The sequence below is a fragment of the Sulfodiicoccus acidiphilus genome, assembly GCF_003967175.1.
Classification (GTDB): domain Archaea; phylum Thermoproteota; class Thermoprotei_A; order Sulfolobales; family Sulfolobaceae; genus Sulfodiicoccus; species Sulfodiicoccus acidiphilus.
In genome coordinates this window covers 776,903-799,735 of sequence record NZ_AP018553.1, presented here as the reverse complement: position 1 = coordinate 799,735, position 22,833 = coordinate 776,903, and the positions used below count along the sequence as shown (strand labels likewise).

Below are 22,833 nucleotides of genomic sequence, written 5' to 3'. Positions count from 1 at the left end.
GGTGGATACTTCAACGCGAGGGCGAGACTTGGCAATTGTGGTGATAACGCACGGTTCTAGGCGGGAGACTTTCTTGGACGATTTGGGTGGGCTTTCAGATTACCTGAGTAACCAACTTCAATCGGAGGTCATCTTGGCCCACAACGAGTTCTCCTATCCCAACTGGAGGGATGCTCTCGCCTCACTCCTCTCTTCTGGCATGAGGAGGGTTGTCTTTGCCTTGGCTTTCTTGGGTAGAGGAAATCACGTTGCCAGGGACGTAATGGGGTTCTTGGGTGTCCAAGAGTTCGAGAGATGGGAGGAAGCCAACTTCCATGGGAAGAAGTTCGAGGCTTACTTCACGAAGCCACTGGCGGACTCCCAATTGGTAAAGCTGGCTCTCTCCCTGAGGATATCTAGGGCCCTGGGAGGAAGGAAGGAGGAGTACGTTGAAGATCCGATGGAGATAGAGGAGAGGAGCTTAGAGTTTGCCAAGGAAATAGTTACCAAAAGGAACGGTGGGCTCGCAGAAGAGATGTTGGAGTTAGTTGCCAGGTTAGTATATGCCAGCGGTAATCCAGAGATCGCGGACGTGGTTCATGTGTCCAAGGAGCTCTGGACTGTAGCTAGGGAGTCCCTTCAGAGGGGTGTGGCCGTTGTGGCCGACATCGGTATGGTGGCAACAGGACTCAGATGGAGTAAAGTGGAGTTGCACATCAGAGATCCAGACGTCGTAATGGAGTCCAAAAGGAATGGATTGACCAGGGCACAATTGGGAATGAGGAAGGGACTAACTGAGGGTGGTCCAAAGGTCCCAGTGGTAGGTAACGCTCCTACCGCTCTGCTGGAGGTTTTAAGGGCCTTGCGTAGAGGTGTCGAGGTTCCTTTCGTGGTGGCATCTCCCCGGGTTTCACCAATTCAGCATTGGTAAAGGAGGAACTAGTTGAGTCTGGTTTACCTTCGATAGTAGTAAGGGGATCTTACGGTGGGAGCAATTTGGCTGTAGCGGCCTTTAATTATGTTGTCAAGAGGGTGAGTTCAGTTGAAGAGGGGTAAGATATATCTCCTAGGCACTGGGCCGGGATCCCCTGACCTTAGGACCCTGAGGACTGTAGAGGCACTGAAGGAAAGCGACGTTGTGGTGACTTACAGAACCTACGCCCAACTCATAGGCGATTTGCTTGGTGGAAAGGAGGTGGTGACGGCAGACATGAAGGAGGAACTCTTCAGGGCGAGGATCGCTATCGAGAAGGCACAGGAAGGGAAGGTGGTCTCCCTAGTTTCTAGCGGAGATCCCCAGGTCTACGGAATGGCGAGTCCCACCATGGAGATGATGTGCAGGAGAGGAGTCGACCTGGACGTAGAGGTGGTTCCAGGCGTGACCGCGGCGACAGCGGCGGCTGCCAAACTGGGAGCTCCCTTGGCTATGGACTTCGCCGCGGTGAGCTTGAGCGACCTCCTTACTCCGAGGGAGGAAATCCTGAGGAAGGTGGACAGGGCAGCTGAGGCAGACTTCGAGTTAGTCTTCTACAACCCGATCAGTCACTCGCTTCTTAAGGAGGCAATGCAGGTGGTGTCCAAGTACAGGGTCCCATCGACGCCGGTGGGACTAGTTAGAGGGGTTTACAGACCTGAAGAGAAGGTGATCCTCACAACGTTGGGAGAGTGGCAGAGTCATCTGAACGAGGTAAACATGGTGACCACATTGATAGTGGGTAACTCGAGAACTTACGTGTGCAACGGTAGGATGATAACCCCCAGAGGCTACGATAGGAGGTATCGGTTTTGATCGTATTAAGCCTCAAGAGGTTCGGCATCACTACTGGAGCCGCCGCAGCCGCCGCAGCTAAGGCAGCCACTTGTAGTCTCTTGGACGGCGCGAAACCAATGGCGGTGGTGGTCCCTACACCTATAGGACTGAGACTGGAGATACCCATAGAGAGGTATTTGGCGAGGGATCAGGAGAGTTGCGCCAGCGTCAGGAAAGTGGCAGGGGATAATCCCGACGTATTAGACGGAGCCGAAGTCATGGCATGTTGTAGTAAGTTTGAGGGAAGCGGTGTACACGTGGAAGGAGGACACGGAGTGGGCAGGGTAGTAAGACAAGGCCTCAGAGGTAAGGTAGGCGAGACAGCCATAAGCCCCACCGCGAAACAGATGATAGAGCAGAGCGTAAAGGAGGCCCTAGCTGGGAGGGACCAGGGCGTGAGAGTAGTGGTGGAAGTGCCAGACGGCCCGTCCTTGGCAGCAAACACAATGAACCCGGCAGTTGGAATAGAAGGAGGAGTATCCATACTCGGTACAACGGGAGTGGAGGTTCCTGTGAGTGACGAAGATTACCTCGACCACATTAGGGTCGAGCTCTGCTCGTTGAGATTTTCCTCTGAGCTGGCCGTCTTAGCGCCAGGGAACACGAGTGCTCGGGTAGGAAGGGCCATTTATGGTGACGTGGTTGTGAAGGTGGGGGACAGGATTGGAGAGTCCGTTTCAGAGGCCATAGCGCGCGGCTTCAAGAGAATCGTGGTAGTCAGTATGCCGGGTAAACTGGTGAAGCTGGCCTCAGGAATTATGAACACGCACAACAGGTTCGGGGACGCTCGGGTGGAGACTATAACACACGCGTCAGTTCTAGCTGGAGTTGAGGGCGAAACTCTGCTGAGGGTCGCTTCCTCCAAGACCGTGGGAGAAGCCCTCACTTTTCTGGGTGAGAAGAAGGAGGTGGTGATGAGGATCGTTGCAGAGAGGGCCTTAGCGAGGTTAAGAGAACTGGGAAGCGCCTCATTGGGTGTCGTAGCGTGCGACGAGGAGGGAGCAGTATTGGCTAAGGTGGGTGACGCTTGAGCTGGCCGTTCGACGTACCTGGCATCCCGGACGAACTCTTCGTTAGGGAGGAGAGGGTGCCCATGACCAAGGAGGAAGTGAGGGCTGTAGTAGTCTCCAAGATGAGGCTCAGGAGGGGGCAAAGGGTGATAGATGTCGGATGTGGCTCTGGGAGCACTACCGTGGAATTCGCCAATGCAGTGGGGAACGAGGGTATGGTTTACGCCCTAGATAAGGACCCCAAGGCGGTAGAGCTCACGAAAGTGAACTTAAGTAGGTTTAACCTTGTTCACAGGACGGCTGTCTCCTTGGGCGAGGCCCCACAGGCCCTCCTTTCCATACCGGGGCAGGTCGACAGGGCCTTCGTTGGGGGTTCCGACAAGTTGAGGGAAACCTTGACGACACTTAGGTCCCTGTTAGTAAATGGAGGAAAAGTGGTGGTGGATGCGATTCTACTTCAAACTGTCGTGGAAGCAATCTCGACGCTGGAAGAGTTGGGTTTCACGAACCTGGAGGTGACGGAGCTAATTGTAGCTAAGTCGCTTAAGACAGGAAGAGGGCACGCTATGATGGCGAGGAACCCGATATTCGTGGTGGGGGCGGAAAAGCCTTGAAGTTGTACGTCCTGGGGTTAGGGCCTGGGGATCCGAAGCTGTTAACGGTGAGGGCCGTGGAAGTTTTGTCCCAGGTCAGAGTGATCTTCGTCCCGTACTCGACAGGTACTAATAGGAGCCTAGCATTGGAGGTGATCTCTCCGTATATCCAGCCCAGAACTCAACTGAAGTTCCTAGGCTTTCCAATGGGGAGGACCGTAAAGACCGAGTCCCTGCAACAATTAGCTCGCGAGCTCGAAGAAGGGCTCAAAGTCAGTGGGGTCGGCGCGTTCGTTACGCTGGGAGATCCAACACTGTACAGCACCTATTTCAGACTGGCAGATTTCTTAGCGAATGTTGAAGTAGAGCTAATACCAGGTGTGAGTTCTATAACGGCCTGTGCCTGTAGGCTGAATTTGCCTCTTGCGATGGGAGATCAGGTTGTCTTACTCGTCCCTGCTGCCAAAGCGAGGGAGCTAAACACGCTCGAGCTAGTTGATACGGTCGTGATCCTGAAGGGCAACGAGGATTTGGGGGACATAGCGAGTTCTCTAGCTAGGGAGTTCGATCTATTTTACGCAAGGAGGTGTTACATGACTGAGGAGGTCCTCAAGAAATGGGATGGAACCCACGAACGAGACTACTTCTCGATGCTAATAGGTGTGAGGCACCGTGAGAGGTAGGGTGGTGTTCGTAGGAGCGGGCCCTGGAGACCCAGAACTCATCACGGTAAAGGGAAGGAACTATTTGGAGGACGCGGACGTAGTTCTCTACGCTGGCTCACTTGTGAACAGGGAGATCCTGAAATATGCCAGGAGGGAGGCGGAAATTATAGACACTGCCAGCCTGACACAGGAGGAAATATCCAGGATAATGGTAGAAAGGGCGAAGGAAGGTAAGCTGGTAGTGAGGGTGAAGTCGGGGGACTTCTCCATATACGGTGCGCTCATGGAGGAGCTATGGTCCCTTCAGGACGCAGGTATCGACTACGAGTTAGTTCCTGGGATCACCGCAGCACTGGGGGCAGCTAGTGCCTTAGGAATAGAGCTGACTTTGCCCAAGATCTCCCAGACGGTTATAATTACAAGGGCCTCTGTCGCCGTTCCCATGGAGGGCTCTCTTAGGGATTTTGCACCTTTGGTCAATAAGGGTGCCTGCCTGGCCATATATACCGGAATTCATGTGGTGGAGAAGGTGGTGAGAGAGTTAAGAGAGGCAGGATTAGCCGACGATACGCCTGTAGCTATAGTCTACAAAGCAACCTGGCCTGAACAGCTGAGTTTCAAGTGCCGGTTAAGCGAACTGGTTAACCAGGTACGCAAGAGGAAGATTAGTAAAGATAGCATTATATTAGTTGGGAAAGTAGTGGAGCCCGAGAAGTACAAGGGAGAAGTAAGGTCCAGTGTTTACGACCCCTCCCACGCACACACCTTCAGGCCTAGGAAGGCGCCTAAGCGAACTCGTTGAGTCTCCAGTATCTCCTCCTGTAATAGAGAAGGGGCCGGCCATCCCTCACGATCTTTCCTTCCAACACCTCCCCTATCAAAATCGAGTGATCACCCTCGTCTATTACCTTGGACTTTTTGGCCTCGATATAAGCGTAAGCGTCTTCCAAGATGGGCGCTCCCGTCACACCTCTGTGGAATTTCAGTCCGGTGAACCTATCCTCAGGAGGAACGTTAGCGAAGCGGTCAGAGAGTTTCTCGTCCTCGACGAAGTTAACTACGAAGGAGTCGGCTTCGATGAAAGGCAAGTGGTTCCCTTTGCTGCGGTCTGCAGAGAATAGTATGAGGGGAGGTCGAAGAGAAAGCGAGTTAAACGTGTTCACCGTCATCCCCGTTTGATTACCCCTCCAGTTCACTGTAACTATTACAACTGGGAGGGGTAACTCCCTCATTATCATCCTAAGTTCCTCCATATGTAAACGAAACAAGCCACGAGACAAAATTCCTTTGCCTCTGTCTACAGTTCCCTTAACCAGGGAAGTTTTTGAAGTCGAAATAAAGTACAGTCACATTAGATGGGTAAACTCTCACCCCGACCACGTGGGGTAGAGGGCGTGCGTTCCCCATCTATGGTCAACGGTCCGATGAGTCTAGACCGCCCTGTCAATAGAGTTGAGCGTTTCCAGAGACTTCGGTGAAGCCGAAGGGGAGGATCGATCTCAAATATTGTGAAATCCTGTGAAGCTCAAACCCCTTCTAACTTCCTTCTCACAATTGAGGGTTCCTCCTCCAGGGTGGTTCTCGTCATAGGTACGAGACTAACGTCTCGGTCGGAAAGGTGGATTGTTCAGAGACTCTTCACTCAAAGGGACTCGAGGATCTCGGGGGAATCCGTAATCAGTCCGTCTTCTATAAGCAAATTAACTTAACGGGGTTAAGGGGGCGAAAGTCCCCTTCCGTAAGGGAGGGGATGGATAGCCCCCTTATAGAAACCTTTTATACCAGAAAACTATAATATTCCTAGACCTCGGCTGTAAGAGCTGGGTCGCACCCTCGGGACTGGGGGAACTCACGCCTGTAGAGAGGAAACCCTCCGTGACCCCTCTTCCACACGGGGCATTACAGGACGGTTCCGTTCGATGGAACCTCCGCTGTGGGTGTATGGGGGATCGAGGTTCCTCCGGGAAGCAGGAAATCCCCACCACGAGGTGGGGATGCCCGTCCGTGAGGGCGGGGTAGTTCACTACTCTACTCTCCCTGGACCCGTTATTCGATCGAATTATAACGCTAATATAGTTGAAGGAATCTTTCGAGGGCGTTTAACTTGAGTGGGGTTAAGGGGCGGAAGAGCCCTTCCGTGAGGACGGATAGCCCGTCTATAGATAAGGTTTTTACGTAAGGAAAAGCGATCCTCAGACCTCGGCCGTGACGGCTGGGCACCCTAGGAACTGTGGGAACTTACGCCCGTGGAGGGCAAACGCTCCGTGACCCCTCTCCCGTACTGTTCACAGGACGGTTCCACGGAACCTCCGCTACGGACGGGGACGATATCGCTCCGAGGTGCGGGACTCACCGCTAGGACGCCCCGTCCGTGAGGGCGTGGTAGTTCACAGTTGTACAAGGAACATCGGTCAACGAAAAAGAGACCCTACGTCTTTTTCCAAACCTCTGTAAGTAACGTTCACTCTTTTTCACACATCTATCGCCTTAGGAATATCGCTCACCTCCGACGAGAAGTCATCTGTAAAAGAAAATGAACGAAAGCAATAACGTTTAACACTCAATATTATACGTTATATGAAAATCTAAGGATATCCGTGGAAGAAGAACCTAAAAGTGGGGCTCGGGCCGGGATTTGAACCCGGGACCTCCGGGTCCACAGCCCGGCGCTCTACCAATCTAAGCTACCCGAGCCACCATCTCGCTACTTCATCCCCGAGATTTAAGCTCTTCCTTCACAACGTCTATTAAGGTTCTTGCAACTACCCACTTAGGAGCCTTTTCAACCTTTATTGTTCTCTTTGGAGTTATAATTATTACCTCGTTTTCCTTAGATGAGAAGCCTATATCCCTCCTGGCTACGTTGTTGGCCACGACTACATCAAATCCGTGTCTGTCCATCTTCCTTACTGCTCTTTCTCTTAACTCTTCCTCTGAACTCACAGTTTCGGCGGAAAATCCCACCTTCAAGAGGTCGTACTTCCTGAGGACTTCTGACACTTTCTGAGTCCTCTCTAGCTTCACCTCTGGGACCTCGCTGTGGCTATCTACCTTAGAGTTTCTTACACCTTGGAACCTGAAGTCCGCTGGAGCTCCGGCTAGGATCGCAGCGTGATAAGGCTTAGAACTCAATGCCCCATTCACTTCCTTGGTCATCTCGTCTGTGGTCTCCACGCTGATCTCCTCTTGTGCGAAGGATCTAAGCTCCGTAGGACCCTTCACTACCGTAACCTCGGCCCCCTGGCTGTGGCCTCGTTGGCTATAGATATTCCCATAAGGCCACTGCTAGGGTTAGAGAGGAATCTCACCGGATCTAAGTACTCCCTAGTAGGGCCTGCTGTAACGAGGATCCTGACTCCATCCAGATCGTCACCCCTCAAGGTGTACGAAGTTACTAGAGTAACAAGGTGATCGAGCTCTGGGTAGTGAGCTACGTCCCGAACCATTAAAGGTTCCACCACTTTAACCCCCATTTCCTTGAGCCTCCTGATGGAGTCTCTGACTTGCGGTGCAGAGTACATTGGACCATGCATTGCGGGTGCAACTAGGGCCGGCTTTCCCGAACCTACTACATTTAGGAAAGTAGCCACGAGGGAGTTGTCGGCCACTCCCAAGGCCATCTTATTCAGGGCGTCTGCCGAAGCGGGGGCCACCACCATGGAGCTGGACTCCTTAGCTAAGGTAACGTGCTCCAGTTCACCTGTGAGGTCCGTCACCACCGGATTTCCGGTGGCCCACCTAAACACCTCTGACGATATCAGCTTAGTGGCCGCCTCAGTCATGACTACTCGTACCTCTGCCCCCCGCCTCATCATTGCCCTCGCCAGATCTATGCTCTTGTAGAGAGATATGCTCCCAGTCACTCCAAGTGCTATCGTCCTACCCTTCAGCTCACTGGAGATTTCGCCGATTATGGCCTTTGAGGGGTGGATCATCAGAAGTACATTTAAGCGTCCGCTATTAACGGTTGTTGGTGGCAAGATGGAGCTTCAGGAGCGAAGGCAGTACACTCTCAGGAACGCTAAGGAGGATGACTTAGAGAGAATAATGCAGATTAATAGGGCCACTCTCCCCGAGAACTATCCCTATTACGTCTTCTCCGAGCTCCTGAGGGACTACGGTCAAGCGTTCTTCGTTGCTGAAATAGAGAACGATGTAATAGGCTACGTTATGCCTAGGATAGAGTGGGGTTTCAGTGAAGTGAGGCAACTTCCGTCTCTAGTTAAGAAGGGCCACGTAGTTTCCATAGCTGTGTTGGAACCGTTCAGGAAGAACGGAATAGGCACGAACTTGCTGAAGGCTTCAATGAAGGGAATGAGAGTGGCGTATGGAGCAGATGAGGTTTACTTGGAGGTAAGGATCACCAACTATCCTGCCATATCCGTCTACGAGAGGCTCGGTTTCAGAAGAGTGAAAACGCTAAGACATTACTACATGGATGGAGAGGACGCTTACCTAATGGCTAGGGAGCTCAACCAGAACTCCCTACTGGAGCTATCGTAAAGTGCGAACAGTCCCCTACTTAGAGGACCTGGAGACACCACAGTTGTCTCTCCGAGAGTATTCACTGCTTGTACCTCGCTATGGCCGTGAAAGATCAGTTTAGGTCTCAGCATTAAGGCCTTCTCCGTCAGTTTCGAATCCCCGACCTCCAACCCCGCTATCAGTCCTGTTGACGAGCCGCGAGGTGCCAAATGACTTATCCATACGTCGGTCGAGAAATCGGAAGAGAGCTCTCGGTTTGAAATCAGGTACCTCCCTTGGTCCAAGAAGTGTTTTACGAAGACCCCATCTTTCTCTCCGAGGATTCCAAGGAACCTAGGTAAGAGGTTAGGGCACTCCAGGTCTCCGAGGCCAACGAACAGATCGACCTCTAGCTTAGATAGGGTTCTCATCACCGACAACTCGCACCAGCCGCTAGATACCATCACCACCTTCATTTGGAACTCACCAGGTATAGGTATATCCCGCTCGCTACCACGTCGGCCGTTGACCCAGGGTTCCATCCACGCTCTAACAGGGTTTGGTTAAAACTCTCGAGTTCCTGTTCCGTACCAGAGGAGAACAGTTCGGAGGCCCTCTCCGACACCCACATAGCGACCCTGCCTCCATGTCTTCTGTATATCAGGCCGTCTGGGACAGCCGCTAGAACCCTGAGGAACGCCCTAAGAGTTCCCTCCTCGAGGTTCCTGGAGTTAGCGATCTCGGCGTAGGCCATCTCGGTGTACTTGTAGCCACTCGTCAGGTTCCTGCTCACTGAGTCGAACGGAGAGGACGCAACTAGGAGGTCCCAAAGCGTACCCGAATACTCCCTATAGTCCTGCCTTTTCATGCGGCCTAGGTAGGAGGGTGAGACTAGCTCCAAGGCCCTCAGGAAGTCCCTAGCCTCATCCTCTCCCATAGTTCTTAACGTCTCTGTTACTTCTCTAAGCTGAGAGGGATCCTCCACCTTCGAAGCAGCCATGGGCAGCAGGGTCAATGCTGTTCCAAAAATGGCGTACTTCAAACCCCGGGCCAGCGCTTCGCTCACTGCTACCCTGAGGTTTGAGAATGTAGGTTTCACGCCCTTGCAGGCGAGGGAATAGTATCTTCTGGTTATTGCAGCGGCCGTCAATAACTCACTCAGCGGCACACCTCTAGCTATCTGTTCCAGTGAAGTGTTCCCTGGCTTCCAGGTGGAGGCTTCTATCTGGGTGGCGGAGGACATTAAAGCACCTATTAAATCACACTTCCTTGACATATCCCGTCACCTCCCTGTCACCTAGGACAAGTACGTCCTCCCCTTCACAATCCATTGACATGCCGACCACCTTTAGTTTTCTCCTTCCGAAAAGTAGAGGGGAGAACACTCCCTCGTAACTCAAGACCTTAGATGGGACCTTACCTTCTACGCCTCTAATAACCTGAGCTGAAGCTGGGTAGAAGAGCGCATCACACCAACCCTCCACCTCCACTACCGCCTCCCTAGGTCCCAACTTTCTGCAAGTCCTCTCGCAGTACTTGTGTGGTCTATCATCAACGAAACCGACCGAGTACCCTACCCCCTTGACTTTTCCTCTCCTTCTCACGTCGTAGAGTGCCTTAGCGTCCCCGATCGAAAGTCCGTAAGTTCTAGCGGTCTGAGATATCCACTCTACGTCCTCTTGAAATCCCTTGAACTCCTCCATTACCTGTATGGCTCTCCTGCATCCGTAAACCAGTACATCTACGTCGGAGTCCATGTGATAGGTCCCAGTGAGGAGAGACCCAGTTACACCCAGTTCCTTCGTTCCTAAAGAGAGCGCGAGTTCCATTAACGCTTCTCCTTGTCTGTCCGCGGCCCTGCTCAGGAGTTTCAGAAAACCCTCCTCGGGGAGGAGGTGTGACTCAAGTTGGCTCACTGGCAGTATGGGAAAAGTCACGTCGTAGCAGGGCTCTAAGCTCATGGTTTGAGGTGAGGAGATGAGGTTCTTAACGCCGTATTGTTTCAGCACCCTCCTGTAACCTCTCCAAGGCCCTTCACCCCTCACGTATTTCAAGTAAGCTAGAACGTAGCCTGGAGGATGTGCGTTTCCTATCACGACGTAAATTGAACCATCCCTCGAGACCAGTACGTCTCTATCGAAGAAGTGACCTCTTCCCATCCCTTGAGCCTCACGTGGGATAGAGGAGTCCCTGAACTTTTGAGCATTTCCACGTACCTCCTCATTATCCCCCTCCCACAGCGTTCGCTATTAACGCCGCTCCCACGGCCGCCTCTTTGAACTTGAATTCCATTTTCACGCCCACGGGAACTTCCCATTTTCTCTTTCCCGAGACCACTATAGGAACATCTAACTTCCTCGAGTAGTATTCAGCTAAGGCTAGCGCTACTGTCAAGTCACTGTTCCCACCCTCGTATATGGTTTCCTTCGTGATCCTCGAGAACCTGCAGAGGAGATAGGCTATTTCCCCATCTAGGGCACCAGGAGAGGAGGGTCCAGGGAGTAAAGTGCCTCCATAACCATCAATTATCACCCCGTCCTTGACTACTATTAGGGAGGTAAACTTTGTTCCTACCTCCAGTAAGACGAAATTCTCCATCATAGTCCTGTAGAAGAAGGCTGAGGCTACCTTGTCAGCAGTACCCATGTCCAATTTATTCACCTTCCTCGCTTCGGGTACAGACTCAAGTTCCACCACACCTGGCACGGTGAATCCATTGAGCATTTTAGCCGCCCTTAGGAACGATCTAAGGTGCCCAGCGCCCCACGGATCAGCTAGAGCCAAGAGTCCAAACTCCTTCTCGGTTAGCTCCCTAGTGGACAACAGGGGTAGTCCGTGACCTGAGGGAATAGCAACTAGGTAGGGCCTCTCGTCTTCCACGTACTTCACCAGCCTCAACGCATCTTTCTCCACTACATTTGTCGGTACCTCGAAGTAGTCTATAACTTCTCCCAACTCATCAACTGTGGCGATCGCGTAAGTCCCGCTCCCTGGGTCCACTCCAGCGAACCTCAAGATTCCACCTATAGGTTACTCCTTCCTTTCCAACAAAACTACCCCGTTTTCGTACTTGACTTCTAGTTTGATTCCCGCAGTGCTAGACGCTGCGTTAATCATTTCGACCGTGGACTTTATGGTATCCTCATTACTCCGTATTCCTGCCACTATAACTCTGTCGCCCTGCACCTCCACATGTCCCAAACACTCCATAATCATGGAGAACACCTTTATAGCCATGTTGACGTCGAGTGAATTGTGCTTTATCAGAGTCCCTAGTCTCACCCCCGCTCCTTTCCACTCATTTAACGAGCCTCCGAGGATCGGGCTCACTATCAGCCCCGCTGCTTTGAGTAAGTTCCACGCTATGAGTACCTCTCCAGCAGCCGATGCCGTGACGCCCCTATCTTCTAGCTCTATTGACGTTTCTACAAGTTCGTTAATGTAGTTGTAAACACTGCTACCCCTTCTCCTAGACAGTTCCTTGAGCCTTTCATAGATCTCACATTCAACCCAGGTGTTACATCTGTCTTTCTTGGTACCTTTCTTACGACGGGGCACTTCATAGGCTAGGATTTAGCGTATTTTAAACTAACGAAGTCCGTCGAGACCTTCTGTTCCTCCAGCTTCCTGTAGCCGTAAGAGGAGAGGAACCCATCGACGAAGTGACACGTGAACTCCAGGAGTGCTGACGTAGAACCAGTAGGCATCACGATCGTGAGCCTCAACTCTTTACTGTCGTTGATTAGATGAACGCTAGAACCGGCGATCATGAGTTGAACAACGTCTGCCAAGAACGACACTTCGTATCCTCTCGCTGAGAGGAAGCCCCCAGTCTTCGTACCCACCGCACTAGCGTCCTTTCCGTCGGCGTTAGGATTCATGAGTGCATCCAATGGAATTATCGAGTAACCTAGAGACCTAAGTTCCTTTATCAATGACGCTCTTCTCAACCACTGCTCCACCGACGCCGATAGGTCAGACTCAACCATTTTTATTCCGATCTCCATTATTCTATTGGCGGTCTCGTGGTATTCGGCTCTATCCTTGAAGGCTAAGTCTCTCACCCTGTCTAGGAGGTCTTGGAATATCGCGATTAAGTCCTTGGGTCTCCTCTCTTTTTTCCTATTTGACGAATCTCATCCCCCTCTACGATAAGACCTCGTTTGATCTCTAACCATAGAAATCCCGCTGGCTTGGGCTCGGTGTACTCGTCATAGTCGAGATACTGAAACTGAAAAGGAATCCACGATAATTCCTCGTTCATTGCTTCGATGTCAAGAAAAGGGGAGGGAAAGCATGCGATCTTTTTCGGCGAGTGGTTCCCACCTACGCAGACTTTCTGAGGAGTTGCTCTACTGACGGTGTTAGGTGGTTGCACGTCTCCCTTTTCTATCCCCAGGCAATGCAGGTTCGCCATTCTTCATTCACTCCGAAGGACCCATTGGAGGAGTCCGCTCCCCTGTCAGTCCTCAGGGTGAATGGTTTGGTCTAACTTACACATAAAATTTTCCAAAGGTTCAGTGGCTGCCCGCTAACGTCACCTATCCATTTCGAAGAACTCATCATTGTAGTAGCGGGGCCTGGATTTGAACCAGGGACCTCGGGGTCTCTCGCCTTTGAGGCTATGAGCCCCGCGGGCTAACCAGGCTACCCTACCCCGCTATTTGATAGCTCTTCCTTATTCGTTTTAAAGCTTTTTGACAAAAGCTTAGGTAACCTAGCCTTCAGTATAAGGATCTTAAGGTCAACGAGGTTCTGCACTCAATGGAGATGCTCAATGGAGATGTCGGACCGTCAAGCGGACCTGAGAAAATCTAAGTATGTTTCGCCTGTCTCCTTTTTCAGTCTGGACTACAGTTTCATCCGCAATTTTTCATAGCGATGCAGCTAACGCTAGTAAACCGAAAGATATAAGGAAGATAGCACTGGCCCAGTAAGCCAGTTCTAAACCTTTGCTACTAGCATACTCTTTCATTACTCCCTTATCCCTGGATACGATGCCCATGGTTAGGAGGGGACCTATTAGCACGAAGACGAAGACCACCAAAAGGTACAACACAGCATTCACAAGTTGTTCGCTTGGTATCAATGTCACAGCTATCAATGCGGGTAAACTCTCTATAACGTAGATCCAGTAGCTCTTGTCTCTAGTTACACCTATGGCCTCCACCACCCCCCACGCACTGCCCATAGAAATCGCTACTAGAGCTAGAAAGGCAGCGCCAATTAATCCCACTCCGAATAGAAGTGGCGAGTACTTCCCAGCTACGGAGGACAGTAGTTGAGAAAGGACGCGCGCCGATGCGAAGTTCGTAGTCTGAGGCAGGCCAGAGGATACCATTTCGACCACTACCATGAGCAGTTCTGTTACAAGCGCCCCAACTAGGGTCTCCCACCTCATGAGCTTGAGTAGTTTTTCCTTACTTTCATTCCTCAATTCTCCTATTGTATTGATTTTATCTGCTGTGGCAGACGCTTGGAAGAACAACATGAATGGCATTACAACTGCCCCCACGTTAACGGCTAGAATCAGGAGGAACTTGGGAGAGGCGCTAAACAATATAGGCGAGTAGTGCTCTAGGCCTCTCTCTAATAGAGCAACCGTAAAGCCCAAGATCAGAAGTCCCGATACTCCAAGGAGAACTTTCTCGGCTTCGGCATACTTTCTCTTTGTAACGATTAGTAGATGAAGGATGTAAATTACGGGTAGGCTCACCATAGGTGGAACGCCAAGCATCTCGAACCCTATTGCGCCTCCGGCGTACTCTATAGCGTATGTTACGACGTCTGTGAGTGCCATGGGGATCGCCGTTAGGTATGCTACTTTGGGGCCATAGCGCTCCCGCACTAACTCTCCCAGTCCTTTGCTCGTGGCTACTCCTATTCTACCAGAGACCTCCTGCACTATGAATAAAGGGATCGTTAGAAGGAGAAGGAACCATATTAGCCCATACCTGAACTCAACTCCAGTCTGCGCCGCTCCAATAGTGCTACTGGCGTCCATGTCGGCCATCATCACCAGCCACGCGGGGCCGAAAAATCTGAGGACTGTGTGATATTTACGACTCATCGTATCGAGCTACATTGTCCGTTTAAAAAAATTACGCCTCGTCGTATAGATGTGTTAGATCCTGAACCACCACGTCCGGCTTTATTGATGAACCTTTGATGTCCTCCTGCTTTGACACTCCAGTGAGGACAAGTAATGTGTCTATTCCTAGCTCCTTACCCATTCTGACATCTATTTCAAGTTGATCTCCGATCATTATCATCTTCCCCTCACCGTCTATTCCAAGGCTAGATCTGGCGGCCTCTATGATCCAAGGGTTCGGTTTCCCCGCTACGAAGTCTGGCTCCCTTCTCAAAGAGAAGATTATACTGCTAGCGAGAGCGCCAGCACCTAGCTTGAAACCTTTCTTGGACGGCCATAGTCTATCCATGTTTGTCACGACGAACTTAGCTCCCATCATTATGGAGTGCATGGCCAACGAGAGTTTCTCGTAGGTGCAGAACCTGTCTAGGCCTACTACCACGCTCTCTGGGGTGGACTCCTTCACTTCCTCTTGACTCAATACCCTTATGCCCCTCGCTCTAAGCTCCTCTACCAATCCCTCCTCCCCCACCACGAAGGCGTCCCTAACTTTTAGCCTGTCCTTTAAGTAAACTGCGGCTGCCACCCCCGACGTAACTATGTCGGTGGGAGGAATTTCGACCCCCATTGCGCTTAACTGCCTAGAGAGAAGGACCCTGCTAAATCCGGAGTTGTTTGTAATTAGAATGACTCTCTTTCCAGCCCTAATCAATCTCCTTATAACTGAAAGGTTTCCTTCTATTGGATCACCGTCTTTCATTAAAACTCCGTCGACGTCTGAGAAGATTAGGTCGTAGTCCTCAAGCTTCACGGTCGATCATCCTCCTCAATTTTTCCTTAACTGCATTAGGCAACTCTTCCTCACTTTTCACGAAACCGTAAAGCCCCACAGGAGATAGTAGAGCTCCTCTGCATCCCTCCTCTCCTGTGGAATTCCGTATGACCTTAAAGTATAGAGAGAGGTCCCCCTTATAGACGTAAAGGGTGAAGACTTCTTCCCCCGCTTCTCCGATGTACTTCCAACACTCCCCACCATCTACACGAATTAACTTCTCTATTCCCAACTGTTCGGGCTTCAACAACATTTTAAATCCCTCGCATGAACCACGAGTTCGTTGAACTCAGAGCAAGTAGTAAGAAAGTACTACGGAAAATTAATAAAGCTACCTAAGCAGCGAACCTTGTTCGCCCTACTGTCGTTTGAGCTTGTTGGCGTTTTCCTAAGGAGTCTACAAGTGGGACTACCGACCTTCTTGGCAGTGTTAGCCTATGTTGTAACTTCCTTCCTCGTGTTTAAGCGTCACATGAAGGTTTCCCTTTTCTTCAGCATAGGGACAGTTGCTATCTATATTATTTTCACCTTCCTCCCGGTTGCGCCGAGTTATGCATTTGGTGTCTTGGCACCGCTGATGTCATTCTCGCTGATTCCTTACCATAGAGAAGTAGTTTCCGTCTCACTAGCCACAGTCCCGGCCCTGGTAGGCTCCTTAGTGTTGGCTAGGGACCTCCCCTTTGTAGTGGTGTATCTGGTCGTAGTTGGTATCGTCACCTACCTTTACTCCAAGGCCCTGAACGGCAAGGGCGTTAAGGTGATAGGTATACCCGCTCTTAAAGTGGCTAGGCCCTTCATATCGTCCTTCACTGACGGTAAAGTGGGCTTAGTGGAGGAGTTCCTGAAGAGCGTAGGAACTAACATGGACCTTCAGGTCGTACTCTTCAGGTTCGAAGGGAGTTCTACTCATTACTGGGTAATCCCAAAGATCCATTTCGGTCTATTTGGCTCCGTGGGCAGCTCCAGATTTGTCTATCAAGTGGAGGAGGTTTTACCTAACGCTACTGTCTTCCACGGCCCAGGCAGTCACGAGATAGACATGGTTTCTTCTTCTGAAGCTGAGGCGGTTGCAAAGAGAATAGAGAGGGAAGTCAACGCTGGGTGGAGCAAGCTGAAGTTCCTCGGCCTCACAAGGGAAACCTCTGGGAATTTCTCTGCTTGGTCCATGAACTTCAACGAAGCCAAGTTGAGCTTCCTAACAAGGCCGGGTTTAGGCATAGACGACTTACCGCTCAGCCTCTGGACTACAATGATCTCTCGTAATTCGTTCCTCGTGGACTCCCACAATCAATCTCTCAAGGAGGAGATAGAAGAAGGTGAACTCGGTGATCTAGAGGCCCTACTTATCAGGGCAACCGGTAGTGAAAGTCGACTCTTCCTGGGCTACGGAGAGGGGCTCGTGGAAGGAAAGAGTCGAGGACTCTGCAGTGAGAAGGTGAAAGCCTTCGCTCTATCTGATGGCACTAAAAGGTTAGTTCTAGTGTACCTTTATGGGAACAACGCCGAAGATACCCTAAACTCTAAGCTTAGGGAGGAAAATGCCGACTTAGCTGAGGATGTTCTATTGGTAACTCCGGATGATCATTCCTGTACTGGAGTGTCCGTAGAATCACTATATTATCCTGTGTCATATTCCCCAGAGCTCTCTAGGGCCGTGAGGAGCGCCATTCTTAACGCATTGAATCATATGGAGCAGGTACAAGCATCGATGAAGGTGTTCACAATCAACTCTGTGCGAGTTATAGGTAAAGTGATTTCTTCCTTGACAAAAGCTCTGGAGGAAGTGGGAGCCTTCACCACTAAGACAATATGGATACCTATCTTCTCACCGTTGGCTATAATGGTCCTTGTCCTACTGATCCAAGGCGGCATCGAACTGGGCATACATGTCGTTTAGAGCGGCCTTCCACCTCTCTAGCTCGGAGAAGGTAGTAGGATAGTTGTTGTACACTTCTTTCACCTTCGTCATGTATGATGCCACGGTCTTTAGTTTCATAAGTAGGGACGGCCTGGAGAGTCCCGAAATGAGTCTGATTGCCTTTTCTGCGACTGAGAGTTTCAACGTACCTTTGACGCTTACCTCCACGAGGTCCTCCTCTTTTATGAGGCCCTTTCTCATGCCGAAGTCTATATCTTCGTCAGGGAGTTTTTGAAGGAATTTCCTGAAGAGTTCTAGGCTAGCCTGTTTTTGGCCGTACTTAGAGACGTAACAGAGATTCATGTCCCACAGCGTCTGTTTGCTGAAATCTCCTACTTCCATTGCCTTCATTATAGCCTTGGCTGCACAGAACCCAGAGATCATTGCGGAGCCCTTGCCTCCCCCGTGAACTGGGTTGACGGTGAAGGCGGAGTCTCCCACCACTACCATACCGTCCCACACTAAGCTAGTCAGGGGTCTCCTGGTTGGGACTAGTGCTCCACCTCTCAGTACGACTTCCTTGACGTCGGGAGCATAGACTCCCAAGTACTTCCTGTAGTATTCGTGAACCGATCCGTAACCCATCCCCCCCTGTATTCCGAGTCCGACGTTCACCTTCTGCTCTCCCTTAGGGAAGTACCACCAGTAGCCTCCAGGTGCTGCTCTCTGGGACACAAATATCCTTAGAAAGTGGGGATCTTCTATAGGTTCAGCAGTTATCGCCTCCTCCCTATACGCCACGTCAGCATCCTTATCGTCTAAGTCCTCTGTTACTGGTATCCCAGGAGGCAACTTCATCCTGAGACTCCTAGCATTACCTGTGGCGTCCACCGTCACCTTGGCCTCGACCCTTATCGTCTCGTTAGTCCTTCTGTTGAATATCACCGCACCTTTCATTCTTCCTCCTTCTAATATAGGAGATGAAGCCGTCGTCATGTCCATAACTTCTACTCCCCTCTTTAACGCCTCCTTCAATATTCTCTGGTTATAGGCCGGAGCGTTGAGCTCGAAACCCTCTCCTTTCACCGTCCACACTGTCTTCATATCTGGACTGTAGATTTTTATGCCCTGAACCGTCTGTTCCAATTCCTCCCCCTGAGGGTACGGCATACCGAGGTCATCGAAGTGATCTTTACTCACAGCGTCCCCACAGGGCTTATCTCCAATTCTGTTCCAGGGTTTACTGTCTATGAGAAGGACACGGTATCCCCTGTTTGACAGAAACCAAGCTGTAGTCGAGCCCGCGAATCCCCCTCCTACTATTAAGACGTCATACGACGATTCCTTCATAGGATCTGAGTTGTTGATCCCACGTGGCAAATAAATGTTGCCTTCCTTCTTACGATTGACGGCAGTAGTCCTTGAGTAGAGATGCTTTGTATTGAGTTGGGATTACGTCCTGCACCCTCCGAATAAACATTTTCTCGTCGTCGCTACAGTGGAACACTATGCCTTTGATTTCCTCGGGCCTCGGAAGGATCTTCAGCATCTTCTCTACTTCGTCCCTACCCCATGTATATATCTCTACCCCCAGCTCTATATTGTCCAGTATGGCTTCTCTCGAGTCCCTGAAGAAGTCCCAGTAGTTGGGTCCACTGAAGCTGTGTATTATCACCTTCCTCGCCCCGAACGTCCTGGCGTCCTTAAATGTCCTCCTCACAAATTCGACGAGCTCTTCGTTCTTAACTGCCGAGATTACGACGATAGGTCTAAGGTCTCTTTTCACGGATTATCGAATTCCATGAGAGTTAATATGCATATCTGGAAACCAAGGAGAAATACCATCAAGTTAGAATGATTCCGTTTTAAGTTAGGCTAACTAAAAAAATAATGTGATAGTTCAAGTTTTCATTAGAGAATGGACCGCTGAGGTTTTAGAGCTTGTCAAGTCCCTCAAGGACATACCCTTCGTGACTGACGTTATAGTGAGTAGGGGAAGAAGGAACCAAGTGGTGGCGGACTCTGTAAAGGTCTGGGACGAGGACGACAGGGGGACCCCTGAGGACTCGATATACGAGTTCGCCGTTTCCGTAAAGCTCTCCGAGATAGTTCCCTCCGCTAGCTCCTGAGGTGTCTCTCCGACCCCATCAGTTGCCTTATGTAGTGGCCAGAGTCAGATATGACAAGGTATCCCCTGGCCTCTGGGGGAAGTCGCTTGTTATACCACCATTATATATCACTCTGGCGAGCTTATCAATCTCCAGTCTTCTATGTTGGGCCACTACAAGCCAGTCCCACGGACCAGCCGCTACATTTCTCCTCAGCTGGTCTATTTCGGCCTGGTGGCCGTGAACTACGAAGTATTTGGACGAGGAGATCTCTGTAACGTACATAGTAGTACCTAGGATCTCCTCCCTATACCTAGGTTCAGCCATTATGCACTTTATGGCGTGAGGATCCATGTCTCCTTGTATGTAAACTATCTGTGCCCAAGGAGCTATACTACGTATGACGTAGAGAACATCTATCACTCTCGGGCACTCGTAATCCCAGTAGCATTGGGTTGTGTCTCCGTTGAGCAATATGGCGTCGGGCTCCTCCTTCTTTATTATGGAAGAAAGTACTCCCTCCACGTGAGGTTCGGGGAACCGTATGTTCCCCATCACCAAGATCTTCAAATCCTATCCCCTTGAAACACCGCCACCTTCTTCACGTCCTTAGACATAACTCCCCTGGCCATTCCCTTCGTGTTGAAGACTGCGTGTCCATTCCCTTGCTTGTCTAACCCTATCATGCCCACGATTCCTTCTCCGAAGAGGGAGGTCATCTTCCCTAGGACGGCTTCCAATGAACTCTCGAGGGGAAACCCCATAGATACTAACATGTCTACTTCCTTTGCTGGGAGGACCCGCAGGATCAGCTCTCCTATCCCAGTGCTCGAAACTGCCACGTTAGTCGTCGCGTAGTACCCGGCTCCAGGTATTGGAGAGTCACCTACCCTCCCAGGCAACTTTCCCCGTATCCCCCAGTGCTGGTGGCTGCGGCCAAGCTTCCCTCCATGTCTAACGCTACCGCGCCAACAGTGTCACCAGACACTTCGGTCTGGTTTATCATCTCCTCCCTTCCCCCGCCCACCATTAGGACGTGTCTCCCGTCTCTTAGGACCTTCAATGCCTCCTTCACAGGATTCCTCGCTTTTACCGCAGCTACAGCACCCACCCTCAGGTCCTTCCCAGACATCACCCCAGCGTCCATCTCCACCTCCCCCTTGGCGTTGAGGACGCTACCTCTACCCGCGTCGAAAGCCCCAGAGTCCTCCATGTAGGCCACAGCCTCTACTACGGCCTCGAGGGAAGAACCCTTCGTTAGTTGCTCGAAACCCCTGTCTAAGGCGTTTGAGAGTTCTCTTAGTGCAGTATCTGAGTCTCTGCTGGTCCAGTCTCCGGCTCCCCCGTGAATCAGGATGACTGGTCTTGTGTACTTCATGATATCATCTTCTAAGCCTCGAGTGCCTAATAAATAACTTGACGATAGTGTTTTAATTCCCGGCGTGCGAAACTACGCGAGAAGATGAAGGATTGGCAAGTGGTGGCGCTGTCGTTCGTGCTCTTCCTTTTGCCGCTTACAGCATTGGTAGACAGGTTATCCGTCTACGCTCCTGCCTCCTTAGTAGGACTCGCCGTACTGCTTTACCTAATTTACGTCAGTAAGCCTTGGACTTCTCCTAGATCATCCTTGGCAGCTCTGTTCTTCTCTGCAGCCTACGCCCTAGGAGTGGTCGTTGGTATATTCCTCATTCTCCCATTAGATCCCAAAGGAATTGCTACCTTAGGAGCAGTAGAGCTTTTGCCAACCATTGCCATTTTCTTACTCTCTGTTTACCAATTGAGGCCCAACATAGGTCTCTCCATATTCAAGGAGGGTGAGGGGATGTTTGCTTTTCTCTTAATAGTATTATTGGGGGCCATAGCAGGTCGTTTCTTTTCAAATTTCTATCAGGAAATAACTATATACGCAGGATCCGTAATTATAGCGTCCTTGGCGTACCTTTACGCGAGGGGGTAAGACCTTTGCCTCGGGTCGCCATCGTGGGGGCGGGCCCCGCAGGTTTGGCTCTAGCGTGGTTTCTGAAGGGCACCAAATACGATGCCACCGTTTACGAGGCCCTAGATCAGGTGGGGAAGAAGCCCTGCGCTTGGGGAGTGATGGAGGGAGTGGAGAAAATGTTGCCCGTGAGCAGAGCATCCCTCATAAGTGAGATAAGGGGTTTCAGGATATTCCTCGATAACAAACTAGTGCACGACATAAGGACCAACAGAACGTTAGGTTACATAGTGGACAAGCCTGCCATGCTTTACGACGTCGCTCAGAGGGTAGACGTGAAGTTCTCGAGTAAGGTAGTCAGAAAGGAAAGCAAGTACCTCGTCGACGAGAAACCATTGGAGGCTGACGAGGTAGTCATCGCCTCAGGTCACTACTCCCTCTCTAAGGACGACACTATACCAGCCATACAATATCTGACCGACGCCAAGGCAGACCAAGAGACCGTAGACTTTTACTTCTACTCAGGTCTCCTCGGCTACGCCTGGGTTTTTCCTGATAGAGAAGGGGCAAAGATTGGTATCGGAGGCTACGACTCTGTGGACTCTCTAAAGAAAAGGCTCTCTCCCCTCGTTGAGGGGAAGAAGCCCAGGCTCCTGCAAGGGGCAAGGGTGTCGGACTCAGGCGTGATAACGGAGAAGCTCGCCACCAGTATAGGGGAGGCGGCAGGCTTTGTTTACGCCATGACTGGAGAAGGGATAAGGCCCTCCATCCTGTCGGCTAAGATTAAGGCAGACTCCATACTCTCTGGTAAGGACTTCACCACCGAAGTCAAGAAGTCCAAACTGTACTGGACACTTCAGGTGCACGCAGAGATAGTGAAGAGAGTGAAGTCAGGTGACGCTAAACTCTCCGGTCTGTCCAAGGCCCTCACTAGGTCAGATCCAGAACTGGTGTTGCGGGTGGCCCTGGGGGACTTCGGAAAGATAGACCTGCTGAGGCTCTTTGGACGGATGATTCTATGACTTACGACATAGACGAAGTTGACAAGAAAATCTTGGCTATCCTTCAGGAGGACGCTAGGACACCATTCTCTAAAATAGCAAAAACCTTGAACTTGAGCGAGGCCACCATTCACATAAGGATAAAGAGACTCAGAAACCAAGGTATCCTCCGCGGCTTCTATGCGGACGTTGATCCAGAGAGGGCGGGGAGAGGTGTTTTAGGTTTCGTCCTAATTAAGGCCGAACCCAAGAAGTACGAGGAGATACTCAAGACAATCGTTGCGATGAAGGAAGTCACAGAGGTCTACGACGTCACCGGCGAATATTATGCCTTGGCAAAAGTTCGAGTGGGAACGAGGGAGGAACTGGCGAAAGTCTTGGACAACATAGGTAACATAGACGGGGTGATTTCTACCTATACAATGTTCGTCCTCAGGATAGTAAAGGAAAACAAGGTAATAGAGTTCTGAACCTGAGGATCGGATG

The 22,833-nt window shown here is 50.9% G+C and carries 22 protein-coding genes, 2 tRNA genes and 5 pseudogenes; 12 read left to right on the top strand and 17 right to left on the bottom strand.

The annotated features are described in order from the left end of the window. Nucleotide 1: 1 nt before the first annotated feature. The 6 genes and pseudogenes from HS1genome_RS04205 to cobM all read left to right on the top strand — a co-directional run bounded on the left by HS1genome_RS04205 (nucleotide 2) and on the right by cobM (nucleotide 4,859). Nucleotides 2–1,035 (top strand): annotated as a pseudogene (locus HS1genome_RS04205) (precorrin-8X methylmutase). Further along, nucleotides 1,022–1,768, top strand: a complete 747-nt coding sequence (locus HS1genome_RS04200; RefSeq protein ID WP_126449746.1) for a precorrin-3B C(17)-methyltransferase — start codon at nucleotides 1,022–1,024, stop codon at nucleotides 1,766–1,768. Before HS1genome_RS04205 ends, HS1genome_RS04200 begins: the two are co-directional and overlap by 14 nt. Continuing rightward, complete coding sequence (gene cbiD, locus HS1genome_RS04195; RefSeq protein ID WP_229768201.1) at nucleotides 1,765–2,820, top strand: cobalt-precorrin-5B (C(1))-methyltransferase CbiD; 1,056 nt, start codon at nucleotides 1,765–1,767, stop codon at nucleotides 2,818–2,820. The genes HS1genome_RS04200 and cbiD overlap by 4 nt, the downstream gene beginning before the upstream one ends. Continuing rightward, the gene (cbiT, locus tag HS1genome_RS04190; RefSeq protein WP_126449745.1) at nucleotides 2,817–3,413 is read left to right on the top strand and encodes a precorrin-6Y C5,15-methyltransferase (decarboxylating) subunit CbiT; all 597 of its coding nucleotides are present in this window, start codon (nucleotides 2,817–2,819) and stop codon (nucleotides 3,411–3,413) included. The genes cbiD and cbiT overlap by 4 nt, the downstream gene beginning before the upstream one ends. Then, nucleotides 3,410–4,075 (top strand): cobalt-factor II C(20)-methyltransferase, encoded by a 666-nt coding sequence (locus HS1genome_RS04185; RefSeq protein WP_126449744.1) that lies wholly within the window; start codon nucleotides 3,410–3,412, stop codon nucleotides 4,073–4,075. The genes cbiT and HS1genome_RS04185 overlap by 4 nt, the downstream gene beginning before the upstream one ends. After that, nucleotides 4,065–4,859: a precorrin-4 C(11)-methyltransferase gene (cobM, locus tag HS1genome_RS04180; protein ID WP_126449743.1), complete on the top strand. Its 795-nt coding sequence runs from the start codon at nucleotides 4,065–4,067 to the stop codon at nucleotides 4,857–4,859. The genes HS1genome_RS04185 and cobM overlap by 11 nt, the downstream gene beginning before the upstream one ends. Here the strand turns inward: cobM and HS1genome_RS04175 are convergent. From HS1genome_RS04175 to coaBC, 3 genes and pseudogenes are all read right to left on the bottom strand, one after another. After that, nucleotides 4,843–5,310 carry a flavin reductase family protein gene (locus HS1genome_RS04175; protein WP_229768202.1) on the bottom strand — a complete coding sequence of 156 codons (468 nt, stop codon included), beginning with the start codon at nucleotides 5,308–5,310 and terminating at the stop codon, nucleotides 4,843–4,845. The two genes, cobM and HS1genome_RS04175, sit on opposite strands and share 17 nt — an antisense overlap. A gap of 1,364 nt (nucleotides 5,311–6,674) precedes the next feature. After that, nucleotides 6,675–6,751: transfer RNA gene (locus tag HS1genome_RS04170), tRNA-His, on the bottom strand. Nucleotides 6,752–6,766: 15 nt separating this feature from the next. After that, nucleotides 6,767–7,992: pseudogene (coaBC, locus tag HS1genome_RS04165) on the bottom strand (bifunctional phosphopantothenoylcysteine decarboxylase/phosphopantothenate--cysteine ligase CoaBC). A 46-nt stretch (nucleotides 7,993–8,038) separates the two neighbouring features. On the opposite strand from coaBC, the gene HS1genome_RS04160 reads away from it, so the two are divergent. Then, nucleotides 8,039–8,560, top strand: a complete 522-nt coding sequence (locus HS1genome_RS04160) for a GNAT family N-acetyltransferase (protein WP_126449742.1) — start codon at nucleotides 8,039–8,041, stop codon at nucleotides 8,558–8,560. On the opposite strand, the gene HS1genome_RS04155 is transcribed toward HS1genome_RS04160, so the two are convergent. The 10 genes and pseudogenes from HS1genome_RS04155 to HS1genome_RS04110 form a co-directional block, all read right to left on the bottom strand. Beyond that, entirely contained in the window at nucleotides 8,509–8,997 is a 489-nt protein-coding gene (locus tag HS1genome_RS04155) for a metallophosphoesterase family protein (RefSeq protein ID WP_126449741.1), read from the bottom strand. The two genes, HS1genome_RS04160 and HS1genome_RS04155, sit on opposite strands and share 52 nt — an antisense overlap. Further along, nucleotides 8,994–9,797 (bottom strand): triphosphoribosyl-dephospho-CoA synthase, encoded by an 804-nt coding sequence (locus tag HS1genome_RS04150; protein ID WP_126449740.1) that lies wholly within the window; start codon nucleotides 9,795–9,797, stop codon nucleotides 8,994–8,996. Before HS1genome_RS04150 ends, HS1genome_RS04155 begins: the two co-directional genes overlap by 4 nt. After that, entirely contained in the window at nucleotides 9,781–10,680 is a 900-nt protein-coding gene (locus HS1genome_RS04145) for a nucleotidyltransferase domain-containing protein (RefSeq protein WP_126449739.1), read from the bottom strand. The genes HS1genome_RS04150 and HS1genome_RS04145 overlap by 17 nt, the downstream gene beginning before the upstream one ends. Further along, a pseudogene (locus HS1genome_RS04140) lies at nucleotides 10,614–11,536 on the bottom strand (DUF1464 family protein). Before HS1genome_RS04140 ends, HS1genome_RS04145 begins: the two are co-directional and overlap by 67 nt. A gap of 15 nt (nucleotides 11,537–11,551) precedes the next feature. After that, nucleotides 11,552–12,079, bottom strand: coding sequence for a hypothetical protein (locus HS1genome_RS04135; RefSeq protein ID WP_126449738.1), 528 nt, complete (start codon nucleotides 12,077–12,079; stop codon nucleotides 11,552–11,554). Nucleotides 12,080–12,087: 8 nt separating this feature from the next. Then, nucleotides 12,088–12,585, bottom strand: coding sequence for a hypothetical protein (locus HS1genome_RS04130; protein ID WP_126449737.1), 498 nt, complete (start codon nucleotides 12,583–12,585; stop codon nucleotides 12,088–12,090). Nucleotides 12,586–13,092: 507 nt separating this feature from the next. Further along, nucleotides 13,093–13,183, bottom strand: a tRNA-Met gene (locus HS1genome_RS04125). A 211-nt stretch (nucleotides 13,184–13,394) separates the two neighbouring features. Then, a complete protein-coding gene (locus tag HS1genome_RS04120) occupies nucleotides 13,395–14,591 on the bottom strand; it encodes an NRAMP family divalent metal transporter (RefSeq protein WP_229768203.1) in 1,197 nt (398 codons plus the stop codon). A gap of 31 nt (nucleotides 14,592–14,622) precedes the next feature. After that, nucleotides 14,623–15,423, bottom strand: coding sequence for an HAD-IIA family hydrolase (locus HS1genome_RS04115; protein ID WP_126449736.1), 801 nt, complete (start codon nucleotides 15,421–15,423; stop codon nucleotides 14,623–14,625). Then, nucleotides 15,413–15,697 carry a hypothetical protein gene (locus HS1genome_RS04110; RefSeq protein WP_126449735.1) on the bottom strand — a complete coding sequence of 95 codons (285 nt, stop codon included), beginning with the start codon at nucleotides 15,695–15,697 and terminating at the stop codon, nucleotides 15,413–15,415. Before HS1genome_RS04110 ends, HS1genome_RS04115 begins: the two co-directional genes overlap by 11 nt. A 30-nt stretch (nucleotides 15,698–15,727) precedes the next feature. Between HS1genome_RS04110 and HS1genome_RS04105 the strand changes: the two genes are divergently transcribed. Further along, a complete protein-coding gene (locus tag HS1genome_RS04105; RefSeq protein WP_126449734.1) occupies nucleotides 15,728–17,341 on the top strand; it encodes a DUF2070 family protein in 1,614 nt (537 codons plus the stop codon). Here HS1genome_RS04105 and HS1genome_RS04100 read toward each other — a convergent pair. After that, nucleotides 17,297–18,652 (bottom strand): digeranylgeranylglycerophospholipid reductase, encoded by a 1,356-nt coding sequence (locus HS1genome_RS04100; protein WP_126449733.1) that lies wholly within the window; start codon nucleotides 18,650–18,652, stop codon nucleotides 17,297–17,299. The two genes, HS1genome_RS04105 and HS1genome_RS04100, sit on opposite strands and share 45 nt — an antisense overlap. 49 nt (nucleotides 18,653–18,701) lie before the next feature. Continuing rightward, nucleotides 18,702–19,088, bottom strand: coding sequence for a DUF5751 family protein (locus HS1genome_RS04095; RefSeq protein ID WP_126449732.1), 387 nt, complete (start codon nucleotides 19,086–19,088; stop codon nucleotides 18,702–18,704). Between the two features lie 106 nt (nucleotides 19,089–19,194). Here HS1genome_RS04095 and HS1genome_RS04090 point away from each other — a divergent pair, with 106 nt between their 5' ends. Further along, nucleotides 19,195–19,431, top strand: coding sequence for a hypothetical protein (locus tag HS1genome_RS04090; protein WP_126449731.1), 237 nt, complete (start codon nucleotides 19,195–19,197; stop codon nucleotides 19,429–19,431). Here HS1genome_RS04090 and HS1genome_RS04085 read toward each other — a convergent pair. Continuing rightward, nucleotides 19,421–19,980, bottom strand: a pseudogene (locus HS1genome_RS04085) (metallophosphoesterase). The gene HS1genome_RS04090 and the pseudogene HS1genome_RS04085 sit on opposite strands and share 11 nt — an antisense overlap. Next, a pseudogene (locus HS1genome_RS04080) lies at nucleotides 19,977–20,788 on the bottom strand (isoaspartyl peptidase/L-asparaginase). The pseudogenes HS1genome_RS04085 and HS1genome_RS04080 overlap by 4 nt, the downstream one beginning before the upstream one ends. 84 nt (nucleotides 20,789–20,872) lie before the next feature. Here HS1genome_RS04080 and HS1genome_RS04075 point away from each other — a divergent pair. From HS1genome_RS04075 to HS1genome_RS04065, 3 genes are read left to right on the top strand one after another with little or no spacing between them, the layout of a single operon-like run. Continuing rightward, nucleotides 20,873–21,367, top strand: a complete 495-nt coding sequence (locus HS1genome_RS04075) for a hypothetical protein (RefSeq protein ID WP_126449730.1) — start codon at nucleotides 20,873–20,875, stop codon at nucleotides 21,365–21,367. Nucleotides 21,368–21,372: 5 nt separating this feature from the next. Then, a complete protein-coding gene (locus HS1genome_RS04070; protein WP_126449729.1) occupies nucleotides 21,373–22,368 on the top strand; it encodes an NAD(P)/FAD-dependent oxidoreductase in 996 nt (331 codons plus the stop codon). Then, complete coding sequence (locus tag HS1genome_RS04065) at nucleotides 22,365–22,817, top strand: Lrp/AsnC family transcriptional regulator (RefSeq protein WP_126449728.1); 453 nt, start codon at nucleotides 22,365–22,367, stop codon at nucleotides 22,815–22,817. The genes HS1genome_RS04070 and HS1genome_RS04065 overlap by 4 nt, the downstream gene beginning before the upstream one ends. Nucleotides 22,818–22,833: the final 16 nt, after the last annotated feature.

Coding starts and splice junctions, on each gene's coding strand:
- HS1genome_RS04065 (WP_126449728.1), top strand. CDS start 22,365: ATGACTTACGACATAGACGAAGTTGACAAGAAAATCTTGGCTATCCTT.
- HS1genome_RS04150 (WP_126449740.1), bottom strand. CDS start 9,797: ATGTCAAGGAAGTGTGATTTAATAGGTGCTTTAATGTCCTCCGCCACC.
- HS1genome_RS04175 (WP_229768202.1), bottom strand. CDS start 5,310: ATGGAGGAACTTAGGATGATAATGAGGGAGTTACCCCTCCCAGTTGTA.
- HS1genome_RS04120 (WP_229768203.1), bottom strand. CDS start 14,591: ATGAGTCGTAAATATCACACAGTCCTCAGATTTTTCGGCCCCGCGTGG.
- HS1genome_RS04155 (WP_126449741.1), bottom strand. CDS start 8,997: ATGAAGGTGGTGATGGTATCTAGCGGCTGGTGCGAGTTGTCGGTGATG.
- HS1genome_RS04110 (WP_126449735.1), bottom strand. CDS start 15,697: ATGTTGTTGAAGCCCGAACAGTTGGGAATAGAGAAGTTAATTCGTGTA.
- HS1genome_RS04100 (WP_126449733.1), bottom strand. CDS start 18,652: ATGAAGGAATCGTCGTATGACGTCTTAATAGTAGGAGGGGGATTCGCG.
- HS1genome_RS04145 (WP_126449739.1), bottom strand. CDS start 10,680: ATGGGAAGAGGTCACTTCTTCGATAGAGACGTACTGGTCTCGAGGGAT.
- HS1genome_RS04160 (WP_126449742.1), top strand. CDS start 8,039: ATGGAGCTTCAGGAGCGAAGGCAGTACACTCTCAGGAACGCTAAGGAG.
- HS1genome_RS04075 (WP_126449730.1), top strand. CDS start 20,873: ATGAAGGATTGGCAAGTGGTGGCGCTGTCGTTCGTGCTCTTCCTTTTG.